This window comes from Streptomyces sp. NBC_01264 (assembly GCF_026340675.1).
Taxonomy (GTDB): Bacteria; Actinomycetota; Actinomycetes; order Streptomycetales; family Streptomycetaceae; genus Streptomyces.
The window spans coordinates 527,923-548,792 of the sequence record NZ_JAPEOX010000001.1 but is presented as its reverse complement, the minus strand read 5'-3'; the positions used below and the strand labels follow the sequence as shown (position 1 = coordinate 548,792).

23 protein-coding genes are annotated in these 20,870 nt (G+C 72.5%); 13 read left to right on the top strand and 10 right to left on the bottom strand.

Annotated elements, in window-relative coordinates; genetic code table 11:
• Positions 1–107: 107 nt before the first annotated feature.
• Both OG435_RS02500 and OG435_RS02495 read left to right on the top strand, forming a co-directional pair.
• Complete coding sequence (locus tag OG435_RS02500) at positions 108–668, top strand: PadR family transcriptional regulator (protein ID WP_266875044.1); 561 nt, start codon at positions 108–110, stop codon at positions 666–668.
• Between the two features lie 83 nt (positions 669–751).
• The gene (locus tag OG435_RS02495) at positions 752–2,497 is read left to right on the top strand and encodes an acyl-CoA dehydrogenase family protein (protein WP_266875043.1); all 1,746 of its coding nucleotides are present in this window, start codon (positions 752–754) and stop codon (positions 2,495–2,497) included.
• Between the two features lie 6 nt (positions 2,498–2,503).
• On the opposite strand, the gene OG435_RS02490 is transcribed toward OG435_RS02495, so the two are convergent.
• Positions 2,504–3,220, bottom strand: a complete 717-nt coding sequence (locus tag OG435_RS02490; RefSeq protein ID WP_266875042.1) for a TetR/AcrR family transcriptional regulator — start codon at positions 3,218–3,220, stop codon at positions 2,504–2,506.
• A gap of 98 nt (positions 3,221–3,318) precedes the next feature.
• Here OG435_RS02490 and OG435_RS02485 point away from each other — a divergent pair, with 98 nt between their 5' ends.
• Entirely contained in the window at positions 3,319–4,194 is an 876-nt protein-coding gene (locus tag OG435_RS02485) for an NAD(P)H-binding protein (protein ID WP_266875041.1), read from the top strand.
• Between the two features lie 63 nt (positions 4,195–4,257).
• On the opposite strand, the gene OG435_RS02480 is transcribed toward OG435_RS02485, so the two are convergent.
• From OG435_RS02480 to OG435_RS02460, 5 genes are all read right to left on the bottom strand, one after another.
• Positions 4,258–5,397 carry a glycosyltransferase gene (locus OG435_RS02480; RefSeq protein ID WP_266875040.1) on the bottom strand — a complete coding sequence of 380 codons (1,140 nt, stop codon included), beginning with the start codon at positions 5,395–5,397 and terminating at the stop codon, positions 4,258–4,260.
• Between the two features lie 186 nt (positions 5,398–5,583).
• A complete protein-coding gene (locus OG435_RS02475) occupies positions 5,584–6,420 on the bottom strand; it encodes an SDR family oxidoreductase (protein WP_266875039.1) in 837 nt (278 codons plus the stop codon).
• Between the two features lie 190 nt (positions 6,421–6,610).
• Positions 6,611–7,030, bottom strand: coding sequence for a GNAT family N-acetyltransferase (locus OG435_RS02470; protein WP_266875038.1), 420 nt, complete (start codon positions 7,028–7,030; stop codon positions 6,611–6,613).
• Between the two features lie 153 nt (positions 7,031–7,183).
• Positions 7,184–8,809, bottom strand: a complete 1,626-nt coding sequence (locus OG435_RS02465; protein WP_266875036.1) for an MFS transporter — start codon at positions 8,807–8,809, stop codon at positions 7,184–7,186.
• Between the two features lie 109 nt (positions 8,810–8,918).
• A complete protein-coding gene (locus OG435_RS02460; protein ID WP_266875035.1) occupies positions 8,919–9,944 on the bottom strand; it encodes an NAD(P)/FAD-dependent oxidoreductase in 1,026 nt (341 codons plus the stop codon).
• A gap of 99 nt (positions 9,945–10,043) precedes the next feature.
• On the opposite strand from OG435_RS02460, the gene OG435_RS02455 reads away from it, so the two are divergent.
• On the top strand, positions 10,044–10,667 hold the full coding sequence (locus OG435_RS02455) for a helix-turn-helix domain-containing protein (protein WP_430625561.1): 624 nt from the start codon (positions 10,044–10,046) through the stop codon (positions 10,665–10,667).
• Positions 10,668–10,794: 127 nt separating this feature from the next.
• The gene (locus OG435_RS02450; protein ID WP_266875033.1) at positions 10,795–11,709 is read left to right on the top strand and encodes a class I SAM-dependent methyltransferase; all 915 of its coding nucleotides are present in this window, start codon (positions 10,795–10,797) and stop codon (positions 11,707–11,709) included.
• Between the two features lie 19 nt (positions 11,710–11,728).
• Here the strand turns inward: OG435_RS02450 and OG435_RS02445 are convergent, their stop codons facing one another.
• Positions 11,729–12,346 carry a TetR/AcrR family transcriptional regulator gene (locus tag OG435_RS02445; RefSeq protein WP_266875032.1) on the bottom strand — a complete coding sequence of 206 codons (618 nt, stop codon included), beginning with the start codon at positions 12,344–12,346 and terminating at the stop codon, positions 11,729–11,731.
• A 116-nt stretch (positions 12,347–12,462) separates the two neighbouring features.
• Here OG435_RS02445 and OG435_RS02440 point away from each other — a divergent pair, with 116 nt between their 5' ends.
• The gene (locus OG435_RS02440) at positions 12,463–13,926 is read left to right on the top strand and encodes an MFS transporter (RefSeq protein ID WP_266875031.1); all 1,464 of its coding nucleotides are present in this window, start codon (positions 12,463–12,465) and stop codon (positions 13,924–13,926) included.
• 9 nt (positions 13,927–13,935) lie between these two features.
• Here the strand turns inward: OG435_RS02440 and OG435_RS02435 are convergent, their stop codons facing one another.
• Positions 13,936–15,075 (bottom strand): SRPBCC domain-containing protein, encoded by a 1,140-nt coding sequence (locus tag OG435_RS02435; RefSeq protein WP_266875030.1) that lies wholly within the window; start codon positions 15,073–15,075, stop codon positions 13,936–13,938.
• A gap of 95 nt (positions 15,076–15,170) precedes the next feature.
• On the opposite strand from OG435_RS02435, the gene OG435_RS02430 reads away from it, so the two are divergent.
• From OG435_RS02430 to OG435_RS02415, 4 genes are all read left to right on the top strand, one after another.
• Complete coding sequence (locus OG435_RS02430; protein ID WP_266875029.1) at positions 15,171–15,713, top strand: GNAT family N-acetyltransferase; 543 nt, start codon at positions 15,171–15,173, stop codon at positions 15,711–15,713.
• A gap of 151 nt (positions 15,714–15,864) precedes the next feature.
• Entirely contained in the window at positions 15,865–16,020 is a 156-nt protein-coding gene (locus OG435_RS02425) for a DUF6131 family protein (protein ID WP_266875028.1), read from the top strand.
• A 203-nt stretch (positions 16,021–16,223) separates the two neighbouring features.
• Positions 16,224–16,583: a hypothetical protein gene (locus OG435_RS02420; RefSeq protein WP_266875027.1), complete on the top strand. Its 360-nt coding sequence runs from the start codon at positions 16,224–16,226 to the stop codon at positions 16,581–16,583.
• Positions 16,584–16,696: 113 nt separating this feature from the next.
• Positions 16,697–16,993 carry a WhiB family transcriptional regulator gene (locus OG435_RS02415; protein ID WP_323187775.1) on the top strand — a complete coding sequence of 99 codons (297 nt, stop codon included), beginning with the start codon at positions 16,697–16,699 and terminating at the stop codon, positions 16,991–16,993.
• 79 nt (positions 16,994–17,072) lie between these two features.
• On the opposite strand, the gene OG435_RS02410 is transcribed toward OG435_RS02415, so the two are convergent.
• The gene (locus OG435_RS02410; protein ID WP_266875025.1) at positions 17,073–17,405 is read right to left on the bottom strand and encodes an SH3 domain-containing protein; all 333 of its coding nucleotides are present in this window, start codon (positions 17,403–17,405) and stop codon (positions 17,073–17,075) included.
• A gap of 257 nt (positions 17,406–17,662) precedes the next feature.
• Here OG435_RS02410 and OG435_RS02405 point away from each other — a divergent pair, with 257 nt between their 5' ends.
• On the top strand, positions 17,663–18,166 hold the full coding sequence (locus tag OG435_RS02405) for a hemerythrin domain-containing protein (protein WP_266875024.1): 504 nt from the start codon (positions 17,663–17,665) through the stop codon (positions 18,164–18,166).
• Positions 18,167–18,291: 125 nt separating this feature from the next.
• Here the strand turns inward: OG435_RS02405 and OG435_RS02400 are convergent, their stop codons facing one another.
• Entirely contained in the window at positions 18,292–18,657 is a 366-nt protein-coding gene (locus tag OG435_RS02400; protein ID WP_266875023.1) for a PRC-barrel domain-containing protein, read from the bottom strand.
• 221 nt (positions 18,658–18,878) lie between these two features.
• On the opposite strand from OG435_RS02400, the gene OG435_RS02395 reads away from it, so the two are divergent.
• The gene (locus tag OG435_RS02395; protein WP_430625560.1) at positions 18,879–19,637 is read left to right on the top strand and encodes a VanZ family protein; all 759 of its coding nucleotides are present in this window, start codon (positions 18,879–18,881) and stop codon (positions 19,635–19,637) included.
• A 105-nt stretch (positions 19,638–19,742) separates the two neighbouring features.
• Entirely contained in the window at positions 19,743–20,810 is a 1,068-nt protein-coding gene (locus OG435_RS02390) for a mechanosensitive ion channel family protein (RefSeq protein WP_266875022.1), read from the top strand.
• Positions 20,811–20,870: the final 60 nt, after the last annotated feature.

Below are 20,870 nucleotides of genomic sequence, written 5' to 3'. Positions count from 1 at the left end.
AAACGATGCGCTGTCCCGCCGACCCTAACCGAGCGCGCGGGTGAGCCGCGTCTCACCCGTGTGGCGGCGCTTGTCTATGCAACGAGTTGCATAGAAAGATCGGGGGCATGGCACTCGAGCACGCGATCCTCGTCTCCCTGCTGGAGCAGCCGGGATCCGGATACGAACTGGCCCGCCGGTTCGACCGGTCCATCGGCTATTTCTGGACCGCGACCCACCAGCAGATCTATCGCGTGCTGAGTCGCATGGAGGTCGACGGGCGGCTCCACGTCCGCGAAGTGCCGCAGCGCACCCGGCCGGACAAGAAGGAGTACACCGTCACCGCGGCCGGCCGCTCAGCCCTGTCGGCCTGGCTCCACGAGCCCATCCAGGCCGACACCGTCCGCCACGAGCTCGCCGTGAAGATCCGCGGTGCGGCCTTCGACGATCCGGCCGGCCTGATCCGCGAGGTCGAGCGGCACCACCGGACGCACGCCGACCGGCTCACGCACTACCTGGCGGGGGAGCTCCGTGATTTCACCGGACCCGAGGCTCCGGCCCCGGATCCGGCCGACGCCGGGCGGGAACTCCAGCACGTCGTGCTCCGCGGCGGCATCGCCTACGAGCGCATGCAACTCGCCTGGCTGGAAGACGTACTGGCCACGCTCCACCGCCTGGCGGCTCCCTGACCCGGCGCCGCCGAGCGCTTCCACCCCCCTGCTTCTCCGTACTTTTCCGAACCCCTCATCCTCAGACCGGAAGGCGGACGCCCATGAGCGACCAGCTGCTGTTCAACCCGCGCACCTACGACCCGGCGCACTTCGACCCCGAGACCCGCCGGCTGCTGCGCGCGACCGTCGACTGGTTCGAGGAGCGCGGCAAGCGCCGGCTGATCGAGGACTACCGCACCCGTGCCTGGCTGGGGGACTTCCTCGCCTTCTCCGCGAAGGAGGGGCTCTTCGCGACCTTCCTGACCCCGGAGCCGGCCGCCGGCCAGCACGGGCCCGACAAGCGCTGGGACACCGCGCGCATCGCCGCCCTCAACGAGATCCTCGGGTTCTACGGCCTCGACTACTGGTACGCGTGGCAGGTCACCATCCTCGGGCTCGGCCCCGTCTGGCAGAGCGACAACGCGGCCGCCCGTGAGCGGGCCGCGCGACTCCTCGACGCGGGGGAGGTGTTCGCGTTCGGCCTGTCCGAGAAGACCCACGGCGCGGACCTCTACCACACCGACATGCTGCTGGAGCCGGTTGCCGACGGAGGCGGTGACGGTGACGGCGGCGGCTTCCGGGCGACCGGGTCGAAGTACTACATCGGCAACGGCAACGCCGCCGGACTCGTCTCCGTCTTCGGCCGCCGCACCGACATCGAGGGCCCGGACGGCTACGTCTTCTTCGCGGCCGACAGCCGCCACCCCGCGTACGAGGTGGTGAAGAACGTCGTCGACTCCTCCAAGTACGTCAGCGAGTTCCGCCTCACGGACTACCCGGTCCGCGCCGAGGACGTCCTGCACACCGGCCGCGCCGCCTTCGACGCCGCCCTCAACACCGTCAACGTCGGCAAGTTCAACCTCTGCACCGCCTCTATCGGCATCTGCGAGCACGCGATGTACGAGGCCGTCACCCACGCGCAGGGCCGCATCCTCTACGGCCGCCCCGTCACCGCCTTCCCGCACGTGCGCCGCGAGCTGACCGACGCGTACGTCCGCCTCGTCGGAATGAAGCTGTTCAGCGACCGCGCCGTCGACTACTTCCGCTCCGCGGGCCCGGACGACCGCCGCTACCTGCTCTTCAACCCGATGACGAAGATGAAGGTGACCACGGAGGGCGAGAAGGTCATCGACCTGATGTGGGACGTCATCGCGGCCAAGGGCTTCGAGAAGGACACCTACTTCGCCCAGGCGGCCGTCGAGATCCGCGGCCTGCCCAAGCTGGAGGGCACGGTCCACGTCAACCTGGCGCTCATCCTCAAGTTCATGCGCAACCACCTGCTGGAACCGGCAAACTACGCCCCCGTTCCCACCCGACTCGACGCGGCCGACGACGGCTTCCTCTTCCGCCAGGGACCGGCCCGCGGCCTCGGATCCGTACGGTTCCACGACTGGCGCCCGGCCTACGAGGCGTACGCCGCCGTGCCCAACGTCGCCCGGCTGCGCGAACAGGCCGACGCCCTCTGCGCGTTCGTCGAGACCGCGGCCCCCGACGAGCGGCAGAGCCGCGACCTCGACCTCCTCCTGGCGGTCGGCCAGCTCTTCGCCCTGGTCGTGCACGGGCAGCTCGTCCTGGAGCAGGCCCGCCTGACGGGCCTGGACGAGGACGTGCTTGACGAGCTGTTCGGCGTCCTCGTACGGGACTTCTCCGCGCACGCCGTCGAACTGCACGGCAAGGACTCCGCCACCGCGGACCAGCAGGCCTGGGCCCTGGGCGCGGTCCGCCGCCCGGCCGTGGACGCGGACCGGTCGGCGCGCGTGTGGGCCCGGGTGGAGGCTCTGGCGGGGGCGTACGAGATGAAGGCCTGAGGCGTTTCAGGCGCAGGCCGGGCCGGCGATGCGGGCGAGCAGCTCGCCGAGGAGGAGCTGCTCGCCCGGCGTCAGCCCGGTGGTCTGCGGAAGCAGGGCCTGCAGGGCGATCGCCGCACCGGCGGGACCGGGGGCCGTCGCCGAGGGTGCGTCGGTCGTGATCGCGGCGATGACGGCCTCTCTCGCCAGCCGGGAGACGCTCAGGTCCCGGCGGTCCTCCGGGGTGGCGATGAGCGCGAGCGTGGCGCCGCCGCCCACCGCGTACACCAGCCGGGTGGCCCGCTCCTCGTCGATGCGGAGCCGCCCGGCCTCGGCGATCCGGTGGATGTGGGCGCCGAGGATCTCCAGCGCGGCCAGGGCCGCCGGGGGCAGCTCCCCGGGTCGGGGCTCGCCGTACATGAGGGCGTAGAGGGCCGGGTTGGCGAGCCCGAAGGACAGGTTGAGCTCCCAGCCGGTCCGCAGGTCCTCGACCGGGTCGCCACTGGGTTCCAGTACGGCCTTCTGGCCGAGATGGACCGCGAAGCCGTGGGCCGCCACCGCGTCGAGGAGCCCCTGCTTGTCGCCGAAGAGCCGGTAGATGGTCGGGGCCTGGACCCCCGCGGCGGTGCTCACCGCGCGGGTCGACACGGCCTCCCGGCCGCCTTCCGCGAGAAGTGCGGCGGTGGCGGCGAGGATCCGCTCGCGATTGCTCTCCGCGGAGGCGGATCGGTCGGTGCTCTCCATGTTTCCAACGATAACAGCACGACGTTAGCGATTTGCTTCGCTCGCGCTAACGTGTTTCTGTTATCAGTGGAAACATCGTCGCCCGCAGGAGGTCCCTCATGATCGTCATCACCGCACCCACGGGCCGGATCGGCCACCGGGTCCTCGGCACGCTGGCCCAGGGCGATCACCCCCTCCGGGTGATCGCGCGCGACCCCTCCCGGCTGGATCCCGCCGTCCGCGAGCGCGTCGCCGTCGTCCGGGGCTCGCACAGCGACCCCGAGGTGCTCGCCGAGGCGTTCGAGGGCGCCGACAGCGTCCTGTGGCTGGTCCCGCCGGACTCCCGGGCCGAGGACGTCCTCGCCCACTACCTCGACTTCACCCGCCCGGCCTGCGAGGCCTTCAAGACCTCGGGCGTCGAGCGGGTGGTCGCCATCACCAGCCTCGGCCGCGCCTACGGCAAGCCCGCCGGACTGCTGTCGCCCGCGTTCGCCATGGACCGGATGATCGAGGGCACCGGAGTCGACTACCGGGCCCTGGCCATGCCCTTCTTCATGGAGAACCTCCTCGGCCAGGCCGCGTCGATCGCGGAGGGCACCTTCTTCACGGCGAACGCCGTCCACCGCCCCCTCGCGACCGTCGCCACCCGCGACATCGCCGAGGCCGCCGCCGGCCTGCTGCTCGACGGCTCCTGGAGCGGCCAGGACGAGGTCCCGCTGATCAGCGGCGACTCCCTGACCCCCGAGGACATGGCGCGGACCATGTCCGAGGTCCTGGAGCGGCCGGTCCGGGCACTCCAGACCGACCTCGGCATGTACCGGACGACGATGGCCGGCTACGGGATGAGCGATGCCTGGGCCGATGGCCTGGCGGAGATGGCCGCGGCCCAGAACGACGGCATCTACGACGCCGACCACGCGAACCAGGGCCGGCCCGCGCCCACGACCTTCCGCCAGTGGTGCCTCGAGGTCCTCAAGCCCGCGGTCACGGCCTGAGGCCTCAGGCCCCAGACCTCGGGCCTCAGGTCCCAGACCTCAGGCCCCAGGCCTCAGGTGGCCTCAGGCCTCAGACCTTCCGGGCTGTCCGATGGCCTCGAAGGAGGCGACGAGGTCGGCCGGGGAGGGGAGCGCGGAGATCTCCGCCCGGGTGGCGGCGGCTCCCTTGCGCAGGGCTTCGTCGCCGAGCAGGCGGTCGATCAGGCCCGCGTCCACCTCGTCGCCGGTCGCCCGGAGGGCGAAGCCCAGGCCGGTGGCGGCGTCGGCGTTGATGAAGTGGTCGGCGCCCTGCGGGAGGATCAGCTGCGGGACGCCCAGAGCGGCGGCGGTGAGCATGGTGCCGGAGCCTCCGTGGTGCACGATCGCGTCCGCGGTCTCCAGGAGCTGTGCCAGCGGCACCCAGGGCAGGGCCCGGACGTTGCCGGGCAGCGTGCCGAGCGGGCCCAGATCGGTGTCGCCGACCGCGAGCAGGAACTCCGCGTCGACGGACGCTGCCTCGGAGACGACCCGGGCGACCGGGTTGACGCCCGCGAAGGCGGTCACCACGGTCCCGAGGGTGATGGCGATCCGGGGCCGGGAGCCGCGGGCCAGGAGATCGCGCGGAACGGAGCCGCCGCCGTTGAACGGGGCGTAGCGGACGCGCCAGCCGGTGCCGTCCCCGCCCAGGGAGGCGGGTATGACGTCGAGGACGGTGTGGGTGGCCGGGCCTTCGACCCCACGGGCCGTGTACTCGTCCGCCAGCAGGCCGGCGAGCCGGCCGACCATGCCGAAGCCGGACATCACGCCGAAGTTGTGGACCACGGCCGGTATGCCGAGGGCCGCGGAGACCAGGGGTGCGGCGGCCTGGAAGGCGGCGTGGACGATGGCGTCCGGCCGCCAGGCGGTGGCGAGGGCGAGGAGGTCGTCGATGGTGACCCGCCCGTGTTCGGCGAACCCGGCCGCGGCCTGCCGCTCGGTGTCCTCGAGGCTGTTGCCGTCGGTGACGAACTTGAGGTCCGAGCCGTTCGAGGCGCGCTTGAAGGCGTCCAGCAGCGTCGAGCCGTCGCCGATCTCGACGGTGGGCAGACCGGCCCGCCGCAGCTGTTCGTACGGGGCCGAGACCGCGAACAGCACCTGGTGCCCGGCGGCCCGGAGGGCCTGGGCCGTCGGCACCATCGGGAACAGATGGCCCACCGAAGCGGGGCCTGTGAAGAGGATGCGCACGCTGTTGCTCCTTGGGTGGAGCCCCGAATCACCGCATGGTCAGGGCTCCTTGAGGGTTCTGACACATGTTCGAACTAACCCACTCCCACCCCGGTTTCCACGGAGATGATCGAATTTCGGCCGATTCTGGCGCGCAACAGATCTTCCGGGGAGGGGCGTTGAGCATCCCAAGGTGTGGATCGAGGGTCAGGCCTGCGGGGGCGGCCCCTGTACGAGCAGGCGGGCCGCGGCGTGGTCGGCGCGGTCCACCTCCTCCGCCGCGTCGATGTAGCCGAAGGCGTCGTCGCCGACGGGGATCCGCAGGGGGGTCGGGCCCTCGACGCCGACGATGTCCAGGACCCGCTCGGCGAAGTACTCCGGGCGTCCGGTCTCGGGGCTGTCCGCGAGGCCCCGGGCCCCTTCGAGCATCTCGCGGTTGGTGGCGTCGTACGCGGGGACCCGATGCGCGGCTTCGGCCATGGAGGTGCCGTAGCGCGTCGCGAACATGCCCGGTTCGATGACGGTGACGCGGATGTTGTGGGGAGCAGCCTCCATGGCGAGGGTCCGGCTCATGCCTTCGAGGGCGTGCTTCCCGGCGGTGTAGGCGGCGAGTCCCGGGAAGGCCATCCGGCCGACCACGGAGGAGACGTTGAGGATGTGGCCGTGCCCCTGGGCGCGCATCAGTGGCAGGACGAGGCGTGCGAGCCGCCAGGGGCCGACGACCAGGGTCTCCAACTGGTCGCGGAGTTCGGAGTCCGAGACCTCCTCGACCGCGCCGAACAGCCCGACGGCGGCGTTGTTGACGAGGATGTCGATGCCGCCGAGGCGCTGCACCGCGACGCGGACCGCCTCCTCGCAGGAGGCGTCGTCGCGCAGTTCGAGCGGGATCGGGACGATGCGGCCGGGCCAGGCGGCAGCGAGGTCCTCCAGGTCGGCGGTCTTGCGGGCGGTGACGGCCAGTTCGTCCCCGGCCCGGGCCGCCGCGGTGGCCAGTGCGTGTCCGAGCCCCGAGGAGCATCCCGTGACCAGCCAGCGTCGTCCCATGATTCCCCCGTGATGGCCGAGTTGCCCCTGTCGGTGGCGGCAGTTCATGTTCGGGGCGGCTCCGGTCCGGGGTCATCCCCGCTGCGGGGGCGCGCGGAGGCGCGCGGGCGCACATCGGGGCGCGCGCACGCGCCGGACCGGAGGCCGATGTGACCGCCGCCTGCATGACCGCCGCCTACATGACCGCCGTCTACGTGGCCGGGCCGCCGCTCGCCCGGGCGGCGCGGCGCAGCCGGGAGCGGGCCGGGTCCTGGGGGGAGTGCGAGGCCGTGCCGGTCCGCTCCCGCGGGTTCGGGCGGACGAAGAGGGTGACGGTGACCTTCTCGGCGAACCCGTTGCGCCGCATCATCGCGGCGGAGGCCGCGTTGCCGCTCTCCACGTCGGTGATGATCCGGGACGCCCCCGCCGCGAAGAGCGCGGTGCAGCAGTGCTCGACCAGGGCGCTCGCCACCCCCCGGCCCCGGGCGCGTTCCTCCAGCGCGATCCACTCCAGGTAGCCCCAGTCCTCCCGTTCGTCGTAGGACAGCGACCCGAGGACGAATCCGAGCAGCCCCTCCTCGTCGCGGGCGATCCAGCAGGCGTCCGGCTGGGCGTCCCAGTGCGCGGCCACCGAGGACAGGGACTAGGAGGTGTAGGGCATCGCCTTCACGTCGAAGGACCGGTAGCCGAGATTGAGAACGGCATCGAGGTGGGGCAGTCGCAGCGGGAGGATCTCCACTTCACTCATGAAATGGATGATGGCATAGCGGGATAAATCTCCCCGTCATCTCGCGGAGAGGACCTCGGGGTCCGCCGTACGGTCCGCCGCCGGATCCCCGGCGGGCGCCGGGGCCGGGCTCTTCGGGCCGCGCGCGAGGACGTGGACGAACAGGACGCCCATGACGGCCACTCCCGCCCACATGGCCTGCTGCCAGCCCTCGACGAAGGACTCCCGGGCGGCGTCGAGGAGGGCCCGGGCCCCGGGTCCCGCGCCCTCCGCGGCCCCGACGGCGTTGGCGACACCCTCCCGCGCGGCGTCGGCCGTGCCCCGGGGAACGCCGTCGAGCCGCCCGTCGATGGAGCTTCGGTACCCGGCCGACAGGAGCGGTCCGAGCAGGGCCACGCCCAGCGCGGTGCCGAACTCGCGGGTGACGTCGTTGAGCGCGGAGGCCACGCCCTGGCGCTCCCGGGGCAGGGAGCCGGTGATGGCCTCGGTGGAGGGCGTCATCGCCAGGCCCATCCCGATGCCCATGGCGAGCATGCCCGGAAGGACGGACAGGTAGCCGCCGTCGACGGAGACGATGCCCGCCATGAGGGCGAGCCCGGCGCCCGCCAGCAGGACGCCGGTCGCCATGGTCACGCGCGCACCGATCCGCGGGGTCAGCCGGGGAGCCAGGCCGGAGGCCGCCATCATGGCCACGGCCATGGGCATCAGCGCGAGCGTCGACCTGAGGCCCGACCAGCCCAGAACGGCCTGGAGGAAGGGGAAGAGCACCACGAAGATCCCCGCCTGCACGCCGAAGAGCATCAGGAGGGTCAGCGAACCGCCCGCCAGTCCGCGCTCGCGGAACAGCCGCAGGTCGAGCAGCGCGGCGTCCCGGAGCCGCAGCTCCCGGGCCACGAAGGCGACGGCGCCGAGCAGCCCGGCGACGAGGCCGGTCAGGGTGGCGGGATCGGACCAGCCGCGCTCCGGGCCCTCCTGGAGGGCGAAGATGAGGCCGGCCGCGGCGACGACGGAGGTCAGCGCGCCGATGGTGTCGAAGGGGTGGACCGGGGTCTCGCGGGAGTCGGGGACGGCGCGCAGCGACATGACGAGGGCCACGAGGACCAGGGCGACGGGCAGGACGAAGAGGTAGCGCCAGTTCGCCACGTCGACGAGCGCGGCGGAGAGGAACATGCCGAGGATGCCACCGCCTCCGGCGACCCCGGTCCACACGCCGATGGCCCGGCCGCGCTGTTCCTCGGGGAAGGTGGAGGTGATCACGGCGAGGGTGATGGGCATGATCATGGCGGCGCCCACGCCGCTGAGCAGGCGGGCGGCGAGTATGACCTCCACCGACGGTGCGAGACCCGCGAGGGCGCTCGCGATGCCGAAGACGGCCAGGCCGGCGATCAGCGTGGGCTTGCGGCCCAGCCGGTCGCCGAGCGCCCCGAGCGGGAGCAGGAGCGCGGCCAGGGTGAGGGTGTAGACGTTGATGATCCACAGGACGGTGCCCTGCGAGGCGCCGAACTCGACGGCCAGATCGGGCTGAGCGACGTTCAGCCCGGAAACCGAGGCGATGACGGCCATCAGCGCGATGCACACGGTGATCAGAACGATGCGCAGCCGACGCGCGTCCGGACCGTCGTCGCGGTGGGCGGGTCCGGGTACTTCTGGGGCTGCGGCCTCTGCGGGCCCGTGCGTACTCATGGGTTCCTCTCGGAAAAGGGCATGCGGAAGGCAGCGCCGGACCGGGTCCGGCGCTGCCGGGGAGAAAAAGGGGGCTGGGGGGCGGGCGCTCGCGCGCGCCCGCCCCGCGTCAGGCGGTGGTGGCGGCCGCGGAGTTCGCTGCCGGAACGAGGGCCGCGACGGCCGCGTCGGTGTCGGCGACGGCGAGGACGGCGTTGATGAACGCGCCGGCCAGCGCCCCGGCCGCGGCGGAGGCCCCGACCTGGGCCATCGGGTCGGTGACGTTGCCGGCCACCCACACCCCCGGTACGTCGGTGGCGCCCGCCGCGCCGGAGACGAAGCGGTGCCCGCCGCCGGGCACGTCCTCCATCGGCAGGCCCAGGCCCGCCAGGCCCTCGGTGCGGGCCACGAGCGTGGTCGCCACCGCGAGGACGCGGCGGGCGACGACCCGGCCGTCGGCCAGGCGGACACCGCTGATCCCGCTGTCGCGGTCCCCTACGACCTCCGCGACCGGGGTGTCGACGATCCGGATGCCGCGCGCGGCGAAGCGCGTACGGGTCTTGTCGTCGAGCTCCGTGCCGTGCGTGAAGTAGACGAGGTCGTCCGTGAGCTGACGGAACAGCAGGGCGTGGTGGATCGACGCCGGGCCGGTGGCGAGGACGCCGATCGGCTCGTCGCGCACCTCCCAGCCGTGGCAGTACGGGCAGTGGACCACGCTCCCGCCCCAGTGCTCCGCCAGCCCGGGCAGCCCGGGCAGTACATCGCGCAGACCGGTGGCCACCAGCAGGCGGCGCGCCGTCAGCGTGCGGCCGTCGGCCAGGGTGACGGTGAAACGCAGATCGCCGTCGGCGGACGGGGCGGCGTGCTCGGCGGCGGTGACCTCGCCGGAGACGATCAGGCCGCCGTAGCTGCGTACTTCCTCACGGCCCCGCCCGTACAGTTCAGCCGGCGGGGTGCCGTCGAGGCCGAGCAGGCCGTGCACTCCTTCGGCGGGTGCGTTGCGGGGGGTGCCGCTGTCGATCACGACGACCGAACGGCGGGAGCGGGCGAGCATCAGCGCACCGCTCAGACCGGCGGCGCCGCCGCCGATCACCACGGCGTCGACGGTCCCGTCCGGCAGTGCGTCGGACGCGTATGCGGTAGTCATCGCGGACATGTCATCGGTTTCCTTCCTGGGTGTTCTCCTGCATAGCGGCCCGGTGGTCCGGGGCCGTCTGCACACGACGCTAACCGCGATTTGCAGCATGGGCATACAATGTTGCCTATGACGCAAGAAGGCGGTGACCTGGACAGCCTCGTACGCAAACGCATCCGCGCGCTGCGGGTGGCGCAGGGGTGGTCCCTGGAGGAACTGGCCGTCCGGGCCCGGCTCAGCCAGTCCACGCTCAGCCGCATCGAGAACGGTCAGCGCCGCCTGGCGCTGGACAGTCTCGTCACGCTCGCCCGCGCGCTGGACACCACCTTGGACCAGCTCGTGGAGACCGCGACCGACGATGTCGTCATCAGCCCGATGATCGACGCCGCCCGCGGGCAGATGCGCTGGCCGATCAAGGGCGAGCCCGGGATGACCGTCATCCGCCAGCGCATGACCGAGCCGCCGCCCGACAGCCCCTCCCGCATGCGCGCGCACCCCGGGCGCGAATGGCTCGTGGTGCTGTCCGGCACCGCGATCCTCCTGCTGGGCAACCGCCGCCTGCGCATCGAGGCGAACCAGGCCGCGGAGTTCCCGACGATGATGCCGCACGCGATCGGCGCCGAGGGGGGACCGTGCGAGATCCTGGGCATCTTCGACCGGGACGCCCGCCGGGGCCACCAGCGGGACAACGGCGGCGGTGGCGGGGTGGGCGACGCGGGCGACGAAGGTGCTGCTCAGGGGTAGGGCCAGGGGTGGGGACGCGGAGTGTCCGGCGCGGACATCTTGCGTGTCCGGGGGGTCATGAGGCCATCTTCTTGCGTTACTGGCAAGAGTTGATGCGGTAAGCGCATGGGCGTCCTACGGTGGAGCCATGACCCACGCACAGCACACACCCCAGCACGGCGACAACGGCGCAGCTCACCACGGCCAGGCGCAGCACGGCCACGAGCACGGCCACGCCCATCACCACACCGAGGCCGACAGCCAGGCGGAGATCCTCGACCTGGACGCGGAGGTCCTGGCCGGGCACATCACCGACATCACCACGTGGCTGCCCCTGAACGAGCCCCCTCGCCACATCGTGGACCTGGGCTGCGGCACGGGAGCCGGCACCTTCGCCCTGCTCGAACAGTTCCCCGACGCGCAGGTCACGGCCGTCGACTCCTCGGCGGCGCACCTCCAGCGCCTGCGGGAGAAGGCGTGCGCCCGGGGCGTCGAGGACCGCGTCCGCACCGTGCAGGCCGACCTCGACGCGACCGAGTGGCCCGACCTCGGCGAGCCGGACCTGGTGTGGGCCTCGGCCTCGATGCACCACATGGCCGACCCGGACCGGGCCCTGCGCACGGTCCGCGAACTGCTCGCCCCCGGTGGACTGTTCGCCGTCGTCGAGCTGGCGGGATTCCCCCGCTTCCTGCCCGGGGACGCCCCCGAGGGCCGGCCCGGCCTGGAGGACCGCTGCCACACCGCGAGCGAGAGCTACCACGCCGAGCACGTGCCCCACCGCGGCGCCGACTGGGGCCCGAAGCTCGCCGGGGCCGGATTCGCCCTCGAGGGCGACCGCACGATCGACGTGAACATCGAAGGCTCGCGCAGCGAGGCGGTCGGCGCGTACGCCCTCGGCAGCCTGCAGCGCCTTCGCCGCAGCATCGTCGACACCCTGGAGCCCGGGGACCTCGCCGCCCTCGACCAGCTGCTCGACACCGACGGCCCCGGGAGCATTCTGCGCCGCGAGGACCTCGCCGTGCGGACCGAGCGCACCGTCTGGGCCGCACGCCGCGAGAGCTGATCCGTGCCCGAGCCCGAGGTCACTCCTGAGGCCGGCGCAGCAGCGGGGGAGCCGGGTGGGGCAGGGGGCTCGCCGCCGCCGGGCTCAGGCCGTCCATGACCAGGGCCACGTAGCGGCGCCAGCCCTCCTCGGCGGGGTCCATGGTCCACAGCACGCTGACGAGCATGCTCATGACCCTCTTCAGGTCGTCGGGCACGAGGTCCGCCCGGATCACCCCGGCCCGCTGACCCCGCGTCACCAGTGGGTCGAGTGCCTCGAAGAAGCGGGCGCTGACCTCCGCGGAGAGGACGCCGGCGTTCCGGGCGGCCGTCAACACGTGGTGCTCGTCGGCCGCCGAAGCCAGTGCGGCTTCGAGTACGGCGGTGAGGCCGCGGCGGGGGTCCTCGTCGGTCAGCCCGCGGTCGATGGCCGGGAGCACGTCCTGGGTGAACTGCTGGTCGAGTACGGCTCGGAGCAGGGTGGCCTTGTCGGGGAAGCGGCGGAAGAGCGTGGCGATCCCCACGCCGGCCCGCCGTGCGATCTCGTCGAGCGGCGCATCGGGTCCCAGCTCGGCGTACACGTCGCGTGCCGCTCTGACGATCTTCTCGACGTTGCGCAGGGCGTCGGCGCGCAGGGGTCTGGGGTTGTCGGTCGGCACGCTGCCGACCATACAACCGATAGTCGACGATCGGATCCGGTTGACACCTCGTGCGCCACGAAGTGATAGTTGACTACTGAATATGGTCTGCGCCGACCTCGCTCCTAGGACCCTTCATGCAACAGCCGCCCATGGCCGCCCCGCGCACCGGCAAGGTGATCGCGACCCTCGCACTCGCGGGCATCGCCGCCGCCGTCATGCAGACGCTGGTCACGCCGCTGCTGGCCGACCTGCCGACCATCCTCCACACCTCGCACTCCAACTCCGCCTGGGTGGTCACCGCCACCCTGCTGGTCGCGGGCGTGTGCGTACCCATCAGCGGGCGTCTGGGCGACATGCTCGGCAAGCGCCGGATGCTCCTGGCCTGTTGCGTACCGCTGATCGCCGGATCGGTGGTGTGCGCGCTGGCGGGCGGCGTCGTCCAGATGATCGTCGGGCGGGGCCTCCAGGGCATCGGCATGGGCATGATCCCGCTGGGCATCGCCCTGCTCCGCGACATCGTCCCCGCCGAGAAGCTCAGTTCCTCCATCGCCCTCGTGAGCGCCTCCATGGGCATCGGCGGCGGCATCGGCCTGCCGGTCTCGGCGGCCGTCGCGCAGTACACGAGCTGGCGCTTCCTGTTCTGGGGGTCCGCCGCGCTGGCCGGCTGCGTCGCCGTCATGATCGTGGCCTTCGTACCGGAGGTCCCGGCCGCCGCCAAGGGCCAGCGCTTCGACGTGGTCGGCGCGCTGGGCCTCGCGGCGGGCCTGGTGTCCCTGCTGCTGTTCGTGTCCAAGGGGGCCGACTGGGGCTGGGGCTCCGCCACCACCCTCGGCCTGATCGCCGCCGCCGTCGTGATCCTGGCGGCCTGGGGCTGGTTCGAATGGCGCACCACCGACCCGCTGGTCGACCTGCGCACCACGGTCCGCCCGCGCGTCCTGCTGACCAACCTCGCCTCGGTCTCCATCGGCTTCGGCATGTACGCGAGCATGCTCGTCATCCCGCAGCTGCTGCAGTTCCCCGCCGCGACCGGCTACGGCCTGGGCCAGTCCATGCTGGCGGCCGGCCTGTGGATGCTCCCCGGCGGGCTGATGATGATGGCCGTGTCCCCCCTCGGCGGCAAGCTCACCAACCTCCACGGCCCGAAGGTCACCCTCGTCTGCGGAGCGCTCGTCCTGGCCGCGGGCTACGGCGTCGCACTCCTCTTCTCCGCGACGGCCGTCGGGCTGATGGCCGCCGTCATGGTCATCAACTGCGGTGTTGCCCTCGCCTACGGGGCCATGCCCGCTCTGATCATGAGCGCGGTCCCGCTGACGGAGACCGGAGCCGCCAACGGCTTCAACGCCCTCATGCGCTCCCTGGGCACCTCCGTCGGCGCCGCCGTCGTCGGTGTCGTCCTGGCACAGATGACCACCACGGCGGGTGGACTCACCTTCACCTCCGAGGCGGGCTTCCGCACCGGCCTGCTGATGGGCGGCGGCTTCGCCCTGCTGTCCGGTGCCGTCGCCGCCCTGATCCCGGCCCTGCGGCCGCAGCAGCTCGAACTGCGGGACCAGGCCGGCCCGGCGGCCGAAACGGCCCCCACCTCGGTGAGCAAGTAGGGACACCGCTCAGGTCGTCCGGGTCGTCCCGGGCGGTCCGGGTCGGCGGGTCGCCTCGACGTACGACGCCAGGTGGGCCAGCGAGGAGGCGATGCCCGCCTCGTGGTCCGCCTGGTCGATGCCCGGCGGCACGTCCGTGGCGGTGACGGTCACCTCGGTGCCCTCACCGGAAGCGGCGAGCTGCCAGGTCATCGTCATGGTGCCGGCGTACGACGGGTCCTCGGACTCGAACACGGCCTGCTGCACCACGCGCTCCGCCGGCACCAGACCGGTGAACCGTACGTCGGCCACATCGGTCGCGCCGGACGTCTTGCCGGGGCTCCCGGCGGGATCGAGGTAGGTGAGGACCATCCGGAACCCGCCCCCGGGACGCGGGTCCCAGTGCTCGATCCGCCCGCTCATCCCGTCCGGCGGGAGCCAGGATTCGAGGGACTCGCGGTCGAGGAGGGCGGCGTACACGGCCCCCGGCGGCGCCGCGACCGTCCGGGCGCCGCGGTCGGTCCTGCCGGGGGAGCCGTTCCCGGTCCGGTCCGGGCGCGCCGGCGCACTGCCGGCGGCAGTCTCGAGAGTGCGCAGGTGGGCCGTCACGGCCGCCGTGGTGCGCGGCTCGTCGCCGCTCGCGAGGAGGTCCAGCAGTGCCCCGCGCAGGACCGACAGCAGCAGGCTGCGCTCGGTGAGCCCCTCGGGCGTGTCGCGGCGGGCCGGCGGCTGGGCGGCGGCGAAGAGCTCCAGCCAGTCGGCGATCGTCCGCTCCGCGAATCCCGCCCAGGGCCCGTCGCCGCCGCTCAGCGAACGCGAGTAGCCCTCGACCCAGAGCGTGAGCACCTTGCGGTGTCCCGGGTCGGCCAGCCAGCTCCACACCAGCTCGCCCGTGCGGGCGAGCCCCTGCTCCGGCCGGGCCCGGTGCACGGCTTCGAGCATTCCCGTCTCGTCCTGCCGGGCCCGCGCGAGCAGCGCCTGCACCAGCGCGTCCTTGCTGCCGAACAGGAAGAGGAGGACGCGCGGGCTGCTGCCGATCGCCTCGGCCAGGGGCCGCAGGGACATGTCCGCCAGCCCGTGGTCGAGCACGTGGGCGTAGGCCAGCTCCAGGAGCTGCTGCTTGCGGGCGGAATCGGCGCGGGCGGAATCGGCGCGGGCGGAAGGGGTCATCCGGACATTATGCTTTACTGAAACAGTCGTTTCAGTGGTTCGGTGGTGTGGCAGGTCGGGTTCGGCGGGTCCGGCCGATCGGAGAGGGAGTCCCCATGAACGAGGTCCGTGCGGTGATCCGGCGGCTGGGGGAGCCGGGCGATCTCGGCTGGGTGGTGATGGCCCACGGCGAGCAGTACGCGAAGGAATTCGGCTGGGACACCAGCTTCGAGGCCCTGGTCGCGCGGATCGTCGCGGACTACGCGGCCGACCACGATCCCTCCCGCGAGGCGGCCTGGATCGCCGAGCTGGACGGCCGCCGGGTCGGCAGCGTGTTCTGCGTGGCCGACAGGGAGCCCGCGGAGGCCGAGGAGGGGGAAGAGGGCGAGGGCAGGGAGGCGGGCACCGCCAAACTGCGGATCCTCCTCGTGGACCCCGCCGCACGCGGCCACCGCCTGGGCTCGCGCCTGGTCGCACGATGCGTGGACTTCGCCCGTGAAGCGGGGTACGCGCGGATCCGGCTGTGGACGAACGACACCCTGGCGGCCGCACGCGGGATCTACCTCGCCGCCGGCTTCCGGCTCGTGGAGGAGGAGCCGCACCACAGCTTCGGCGCCGATCTGATCGGACAGGTCTACGAGCTCGACCTGTCCCCCTGAACGGCGCCCCACCTTCCCTGCGTTACCGCGGCTCCGGCCCGAGATCGACGGAACGGACACGGATAGGGCGGGCGCCCGGGGGCAGACGCGTGCCGAGGCACCGCGGCGGAGCCACCGCTCCGCCGCTCCCCGACGCGCGAGTGAGGACATCATGCTTTTCGCCGGACTCATCCTCCTGCTCATCGGATTCCTGACCGGAATCTCCGTCCTGTGGACCATCGGCGTGATCCTGCTGGTGGTGGGGGCGGTGCTGTGGATCCTGGGCTCGGTCGGACACGCGGTCGGCGGCCGACGTCACTACTGGTAGCCGTGGAGGCGCCGCCGCAACACGGCAGGCATGGCGGCCCGCCCCGACCGGGGCGGGCCGCCATCCCATTTCAGGAGCAACTCGGCTGTTTCATAGGCCCGTTGCCGGGTAACCGCGCAACACCCCCGCAGGTAGCCGCAGCGGGGCGAACGACACCCGGCCGGCCCGCGGGCAGGCGGAGGACTCGAAGGAAGGGAACCGCGATGACGACGACCGAATTGCACGGAAACAAGACGCTCCCCGGCGCACGGGCGCTCCGCCGGCAGGCCGTCCGGACCGGGAAGGAACTCGGCCGCACGGTCGAAGCGCTGGTCTCCAGGGCGGGCTCCTCCGAGCGGGTTCAGGAGACCGCCGGCCGGCTGAGGAGGACGGCCGCTTCGCAGGTCGGCCGCCTCGTGGAGGACAGGAAGCTCGACTCCGCGCGGGGCAGGGCGGTGCGGGCCGCGACCACGGTGCGGAGCCACCCGACCGCGCTGGTCACGGCCGTCGGCGTACTGGCCGCGGCCCTGCTGGCCCGGCGGAGCCGCAGGGCACGACGAGGACGGGCCGTCCGAGCCGTTTGAGCCGGCCGTTCCGGGTCAGACGGGAGTCGACCACGCATCCGCACCAGGTCCGCATCCGATCGGCACCCGTCCGGATCCGGGCCGTCCCCGATGGAGGTTCCGAGGTGGGAAATGTGTCGCGCCTGCCGGGCCGTGCCGAGCACCACTGGTTGTGGCAGGGGGAGGCCGCCTGCCGGGAACTGGGCTCGCGCCTCTTCTTCCACCCCACCGGCGAGGAGCGCGCGGAGCGCGAGGCGCGGAACGCGGCGGCGAAGGACGTGTGCGCGCTGTGCCCGGTGCAGCGCGCCTGCCTGCGGCACGCGCTGGAGGTGGGAGAGCCCTTCGGCGTCTGGGGCGGGCTCACCGCGCACGAGAGGCGTGAGCTCCGTAGGGCGGGCGGCATGAGGCGCGCGGTGCCCTCCACCGTGTGAGCCCCGCCATCCGTGAAGGGAGCGACCCCGAACACCGGGGCCACTCCCTTCACCGCTGTTCACCGCCCGCAGCGCGCTCTCAGCAGGGACGGACCGGCTGGAGGTTGTGGACGTAGCGGGCCGAGACCCAGCCCTTCGAGCCGTGCAGGCGGTACCACACCGGGTTGCCGTCCACCCAGCCCCCGCGCGTCTGGCACACGAGGAGCACCCGCTGCTGCGGATGCAGCTTCTTCACCACGTCCGAGTACACGGTCGGCCTCTCGCGGACGTTGAGCGGTGCGCGGGTCTCGACCACGCCCATGGGGCCGGATGCGCCCTGAACGTACCCGCCGGCCGCCCAGCCGGCCGTACTCAGCGGCCCGATCAGTACTCCGGCCGCCAAGGCGTACGTCAGCAATGCCTTCTTCACCATCGGAACCACTCTCCCTGTGTCGCCTGGGCGCGGGGCCGGCAGCCCGTGCGGCCGACCGCCCCGACCGACTATCCACCGCCCGTACGGCGGATCGTCGGCGGCCGGGAGGGAACACGCCCCCATTGCTCCGGATGGCCCAGAGCCGTTCGCCCCGGCCACCGTTCCGTACCGCGACGCGTCGAGGTTTGAACCGGCCGGTATCGAGCAGGCGCCCCTGCGAAACCGAACGGAACGCGAAGACAGAGGAGGAACGTGGCATGGCCGCGGACGCACAGGAGAACCAGGACGTCGTCGCCTTGATCCTCAAGGACCACCGCAGGATGGAGGACCTCTTCCGCCGGATGCGCAGCGTGGAGGCCGACCGGGCGGACGCGCTCGCGAAGCTGTCCGCGCTCCTCGTGGCGCACGGCGAGGCGGAGGAGAGCGAGGTGTACGGCGCGCTCAAGCGGTTCAAGGACGTCGACAACGCCGAGGTCGAGCACGGCACCGAGGAGCACGCCGAGGGCAACGAGGCGCTGCTGGCGCTGCTTGAGGTGTCCGAAGTGGGGTCCGACGACTGGGACGGGCGCCTGGAAGACCTGGTCAAGGCGGTCTCCCACCACCTCGACGAGGAGGAGCGCACCATCCTCAACGGAGCCCGGGAGAACGTTCCGGAGGAGCGGAGGGCCGAGCTCGGGGCGGCCTTCCTGCGGGAGCGGGAGCGCCGCCTCGCCGCCGACTGCGGCAGCGTCGAGTACGTGCGCGCGGTCGTACGGGGCTGACGGCGAATGCCGCCGGGTCCGTGCTGCGCACAGGTGCAGGGGCAGGTGCGAGGGCAGGGCAAGGGCGCGGGCCCGGACTCGACGAGTCCGGGCCCGGTCGCACCTCCGGGGCAGCTGCCTCCGGGTCAGATGATGCGGCCGCCGAAGCCGCCGATGCCGTAGTAGGTCCCGATCTCCGCGCGGTACCCGACGTCGTCGAGGTGCTTCTCACGGTGGAACTCGGGAGCGTTCTTGATCTGCTCCTTGGTGCCCTCGACGTAGATCTTCTCTTCGTTCACATCGACGATGATCACGGCGCTCGCCGGCAGCAGGACCTCCTTGCCGAAGATCCAGATGCCCGTGTCCACGACCAGGTAGGCGTCACCGGCCTCGTCGGAGTGCTTGTCGACCTTGCCGATGCTGCCGTCGGTCGCCTCGACCGTGTACCCGATCAGATCGGTGCCGGTCAGGTGGCCCGCGGTCGACCTGTAGCTCCACACATGCTCAGTCACGCGAAAACAACTCCTTCGCCAGACAGGGGGCGGCGACGCGGTGCCGGCCGTCCCTCTCTTTCGATGTCGTACGCGGCGCCGTCGGCGCCCCGCCCGAACTCGCCTGCCCCGGCTCCGGCCCTTCATTCGCCCCGGGGCACGGAGGTCGCGACCGCACGCGGGCCCGGATCCGGCCCTCCGGCCGGGGCGTACCGGCCCGTTGGCAGGGCAGACGAGCCGCCATGACATGGAGACACGCGCTGCGGCGCGGTGAGAGCCCCGACAGCGGTTCCCCGGCGGCCGCCTGGCAACGACGCCGCCCTGTGCACCCGGCCGTCCGGGCACTGGCCATGGTGGCCGCCTTCATCGGGACCGTCCTGTTCAGCGTGGTGCTGGCACGGCTCACGCTGGAACCCTCCGCCGCCTCGGTGGCCCTGGTGCACAGCAACACACGGCCCGGCCATTCGATCAACGCCTACCTGGACGGCGCGTCCACCGCCGAGGCGGTGCGCCAGCTGGGCGGGAACCTGCTGCTGGGCCTGCCGTTCGGGGTGCTCCTGCCCGTCCTCATGCCCCCGGCCCGGGGACTGCTGCGGGTCGCCCTGGTGACGGTGTGTCTGATGACGCTGGTGGAGCTGATCCAGGGCGCCCTCGTCACGGGACGCGTCTTCGACATCGACGACGTCATCCTCAACACGACCGGAGCCCTCCTCGGCTACCTGCTGATCGGCCGCCGCCTGGGCCGGGCCGTGCACCCGCGCCGCAGGCACTGGTGGCACCGCCGGCCCCGGCCCGACCAACCGGCGGCCGCGACGGGGCCGGTACCCGAGCAGATCGCGCAGCCGGAACCGAAGCGGATCGCGCAGCGGGTGGCGAAGCCGGCAACGAAGCCGACCGCGAGGCCGAAGCCGACCGCGCAGCCGACCGTGAAGTCGGCAACGAAGTCGGCAACGAAGCCGGGCCGCGCGGGTTGGCGGAAGGCCTTCCGGCGCGGCGAGTGACCCGCTCCCGATCGGACCTCCCCGCGCCGGGCGGCTTCCCGTGTCAGGTCCCCGCCATGGGGCAGGCGCGGGAACGTCCGTGCCGCTTCCACCCACTGGGGAGACATGAACAGCGCCCTTCGCCTCCTGACCCTCCTGGCGGGTTCGATCCTGCTCACCGCCGCGGCCGGCTGGGCCGTCGACCGACTGCTCCGCCGCGCCGGCGCACGACACCCCGAAACGCCCTTGTGGAACCTGCTGCGCCGCTGCCGCCACGCCCTGCAGATCGTCCTGCTCGCCGCACTGCTCAAGGCCGTCTGCCGGCAATCGGCATGGCCGCCGCTGCGGGACCACGCGGCCGCCACCGGCCGGATCCTCGTCCTCGCCCTGATCGGCGCGGGCGCCTGGCTGATCGTGGCCGTTGCCTCCGCCGTGGTCGAATCGGGGTACGCCCGCTATGCCACCGGCACCCGCGACCCCGCCCGGGTACGCCGGGTCCGTACCCAGGTGACGCTGATCACGAGGGTCGTGACGGTCGTCGTCGCCGTGATCGCCGGCGCCGCCATGCTCCTCACCTTCCCGAGCTTCCGCGCGCTCGGCACCTCCTTGCTCGCCTCCGCCGGGATCATCGGCATCGTGGCCGGCGTGGCGGCCCAGTCCACCCTCGGGAACCTCTTCGCGGGCTTCCAGATCGCCTTCGGTGACCTGGTGCGCATCGGAGACACGGTCGTGGTCGCCGGGGAGTGGGGGGAGGTCGAGGACATCACCCTCACCTTCCTCGCCGTACGCACCTGGGACGAGCGCCGCATTACCATGCCCGTTTCGTACTTCACCACCAGGCCGTTCGAGAACTGGTCGCGCGGCGGCGTCCAGATGACCGGCACGGTCTTCCTCCACTGCGACCACGGCGCGCCCGTGGACCTCATGCGGGACAAGGTCCACGAGATCCTGCTCGACTGCCCGCAGTGGGACGGCCGCGGCTGGGACCTCGCCGTCACCGAGACGACGCCCTCCACCATCGTGGTGCGGGCCCTCGTCACGGCCAAGGACGCCGACGACGTGTGGACGGTGCGCTGCACCGTACGCGAGCAGCTGATCGCCTGGCTGGCGGAGAAGCATCCCGGGGCCCTGCCCCGCGTCCTGGTGGACCCGGCCCCGACCGCGCACGGCGCGACCGACGGGCGCCCCCGCTGACGGAGTTCCCCGCCGGGCGGCGCCCGTACGGGGCGGCCTCGCCCGGGGCGGTCCGGGCGC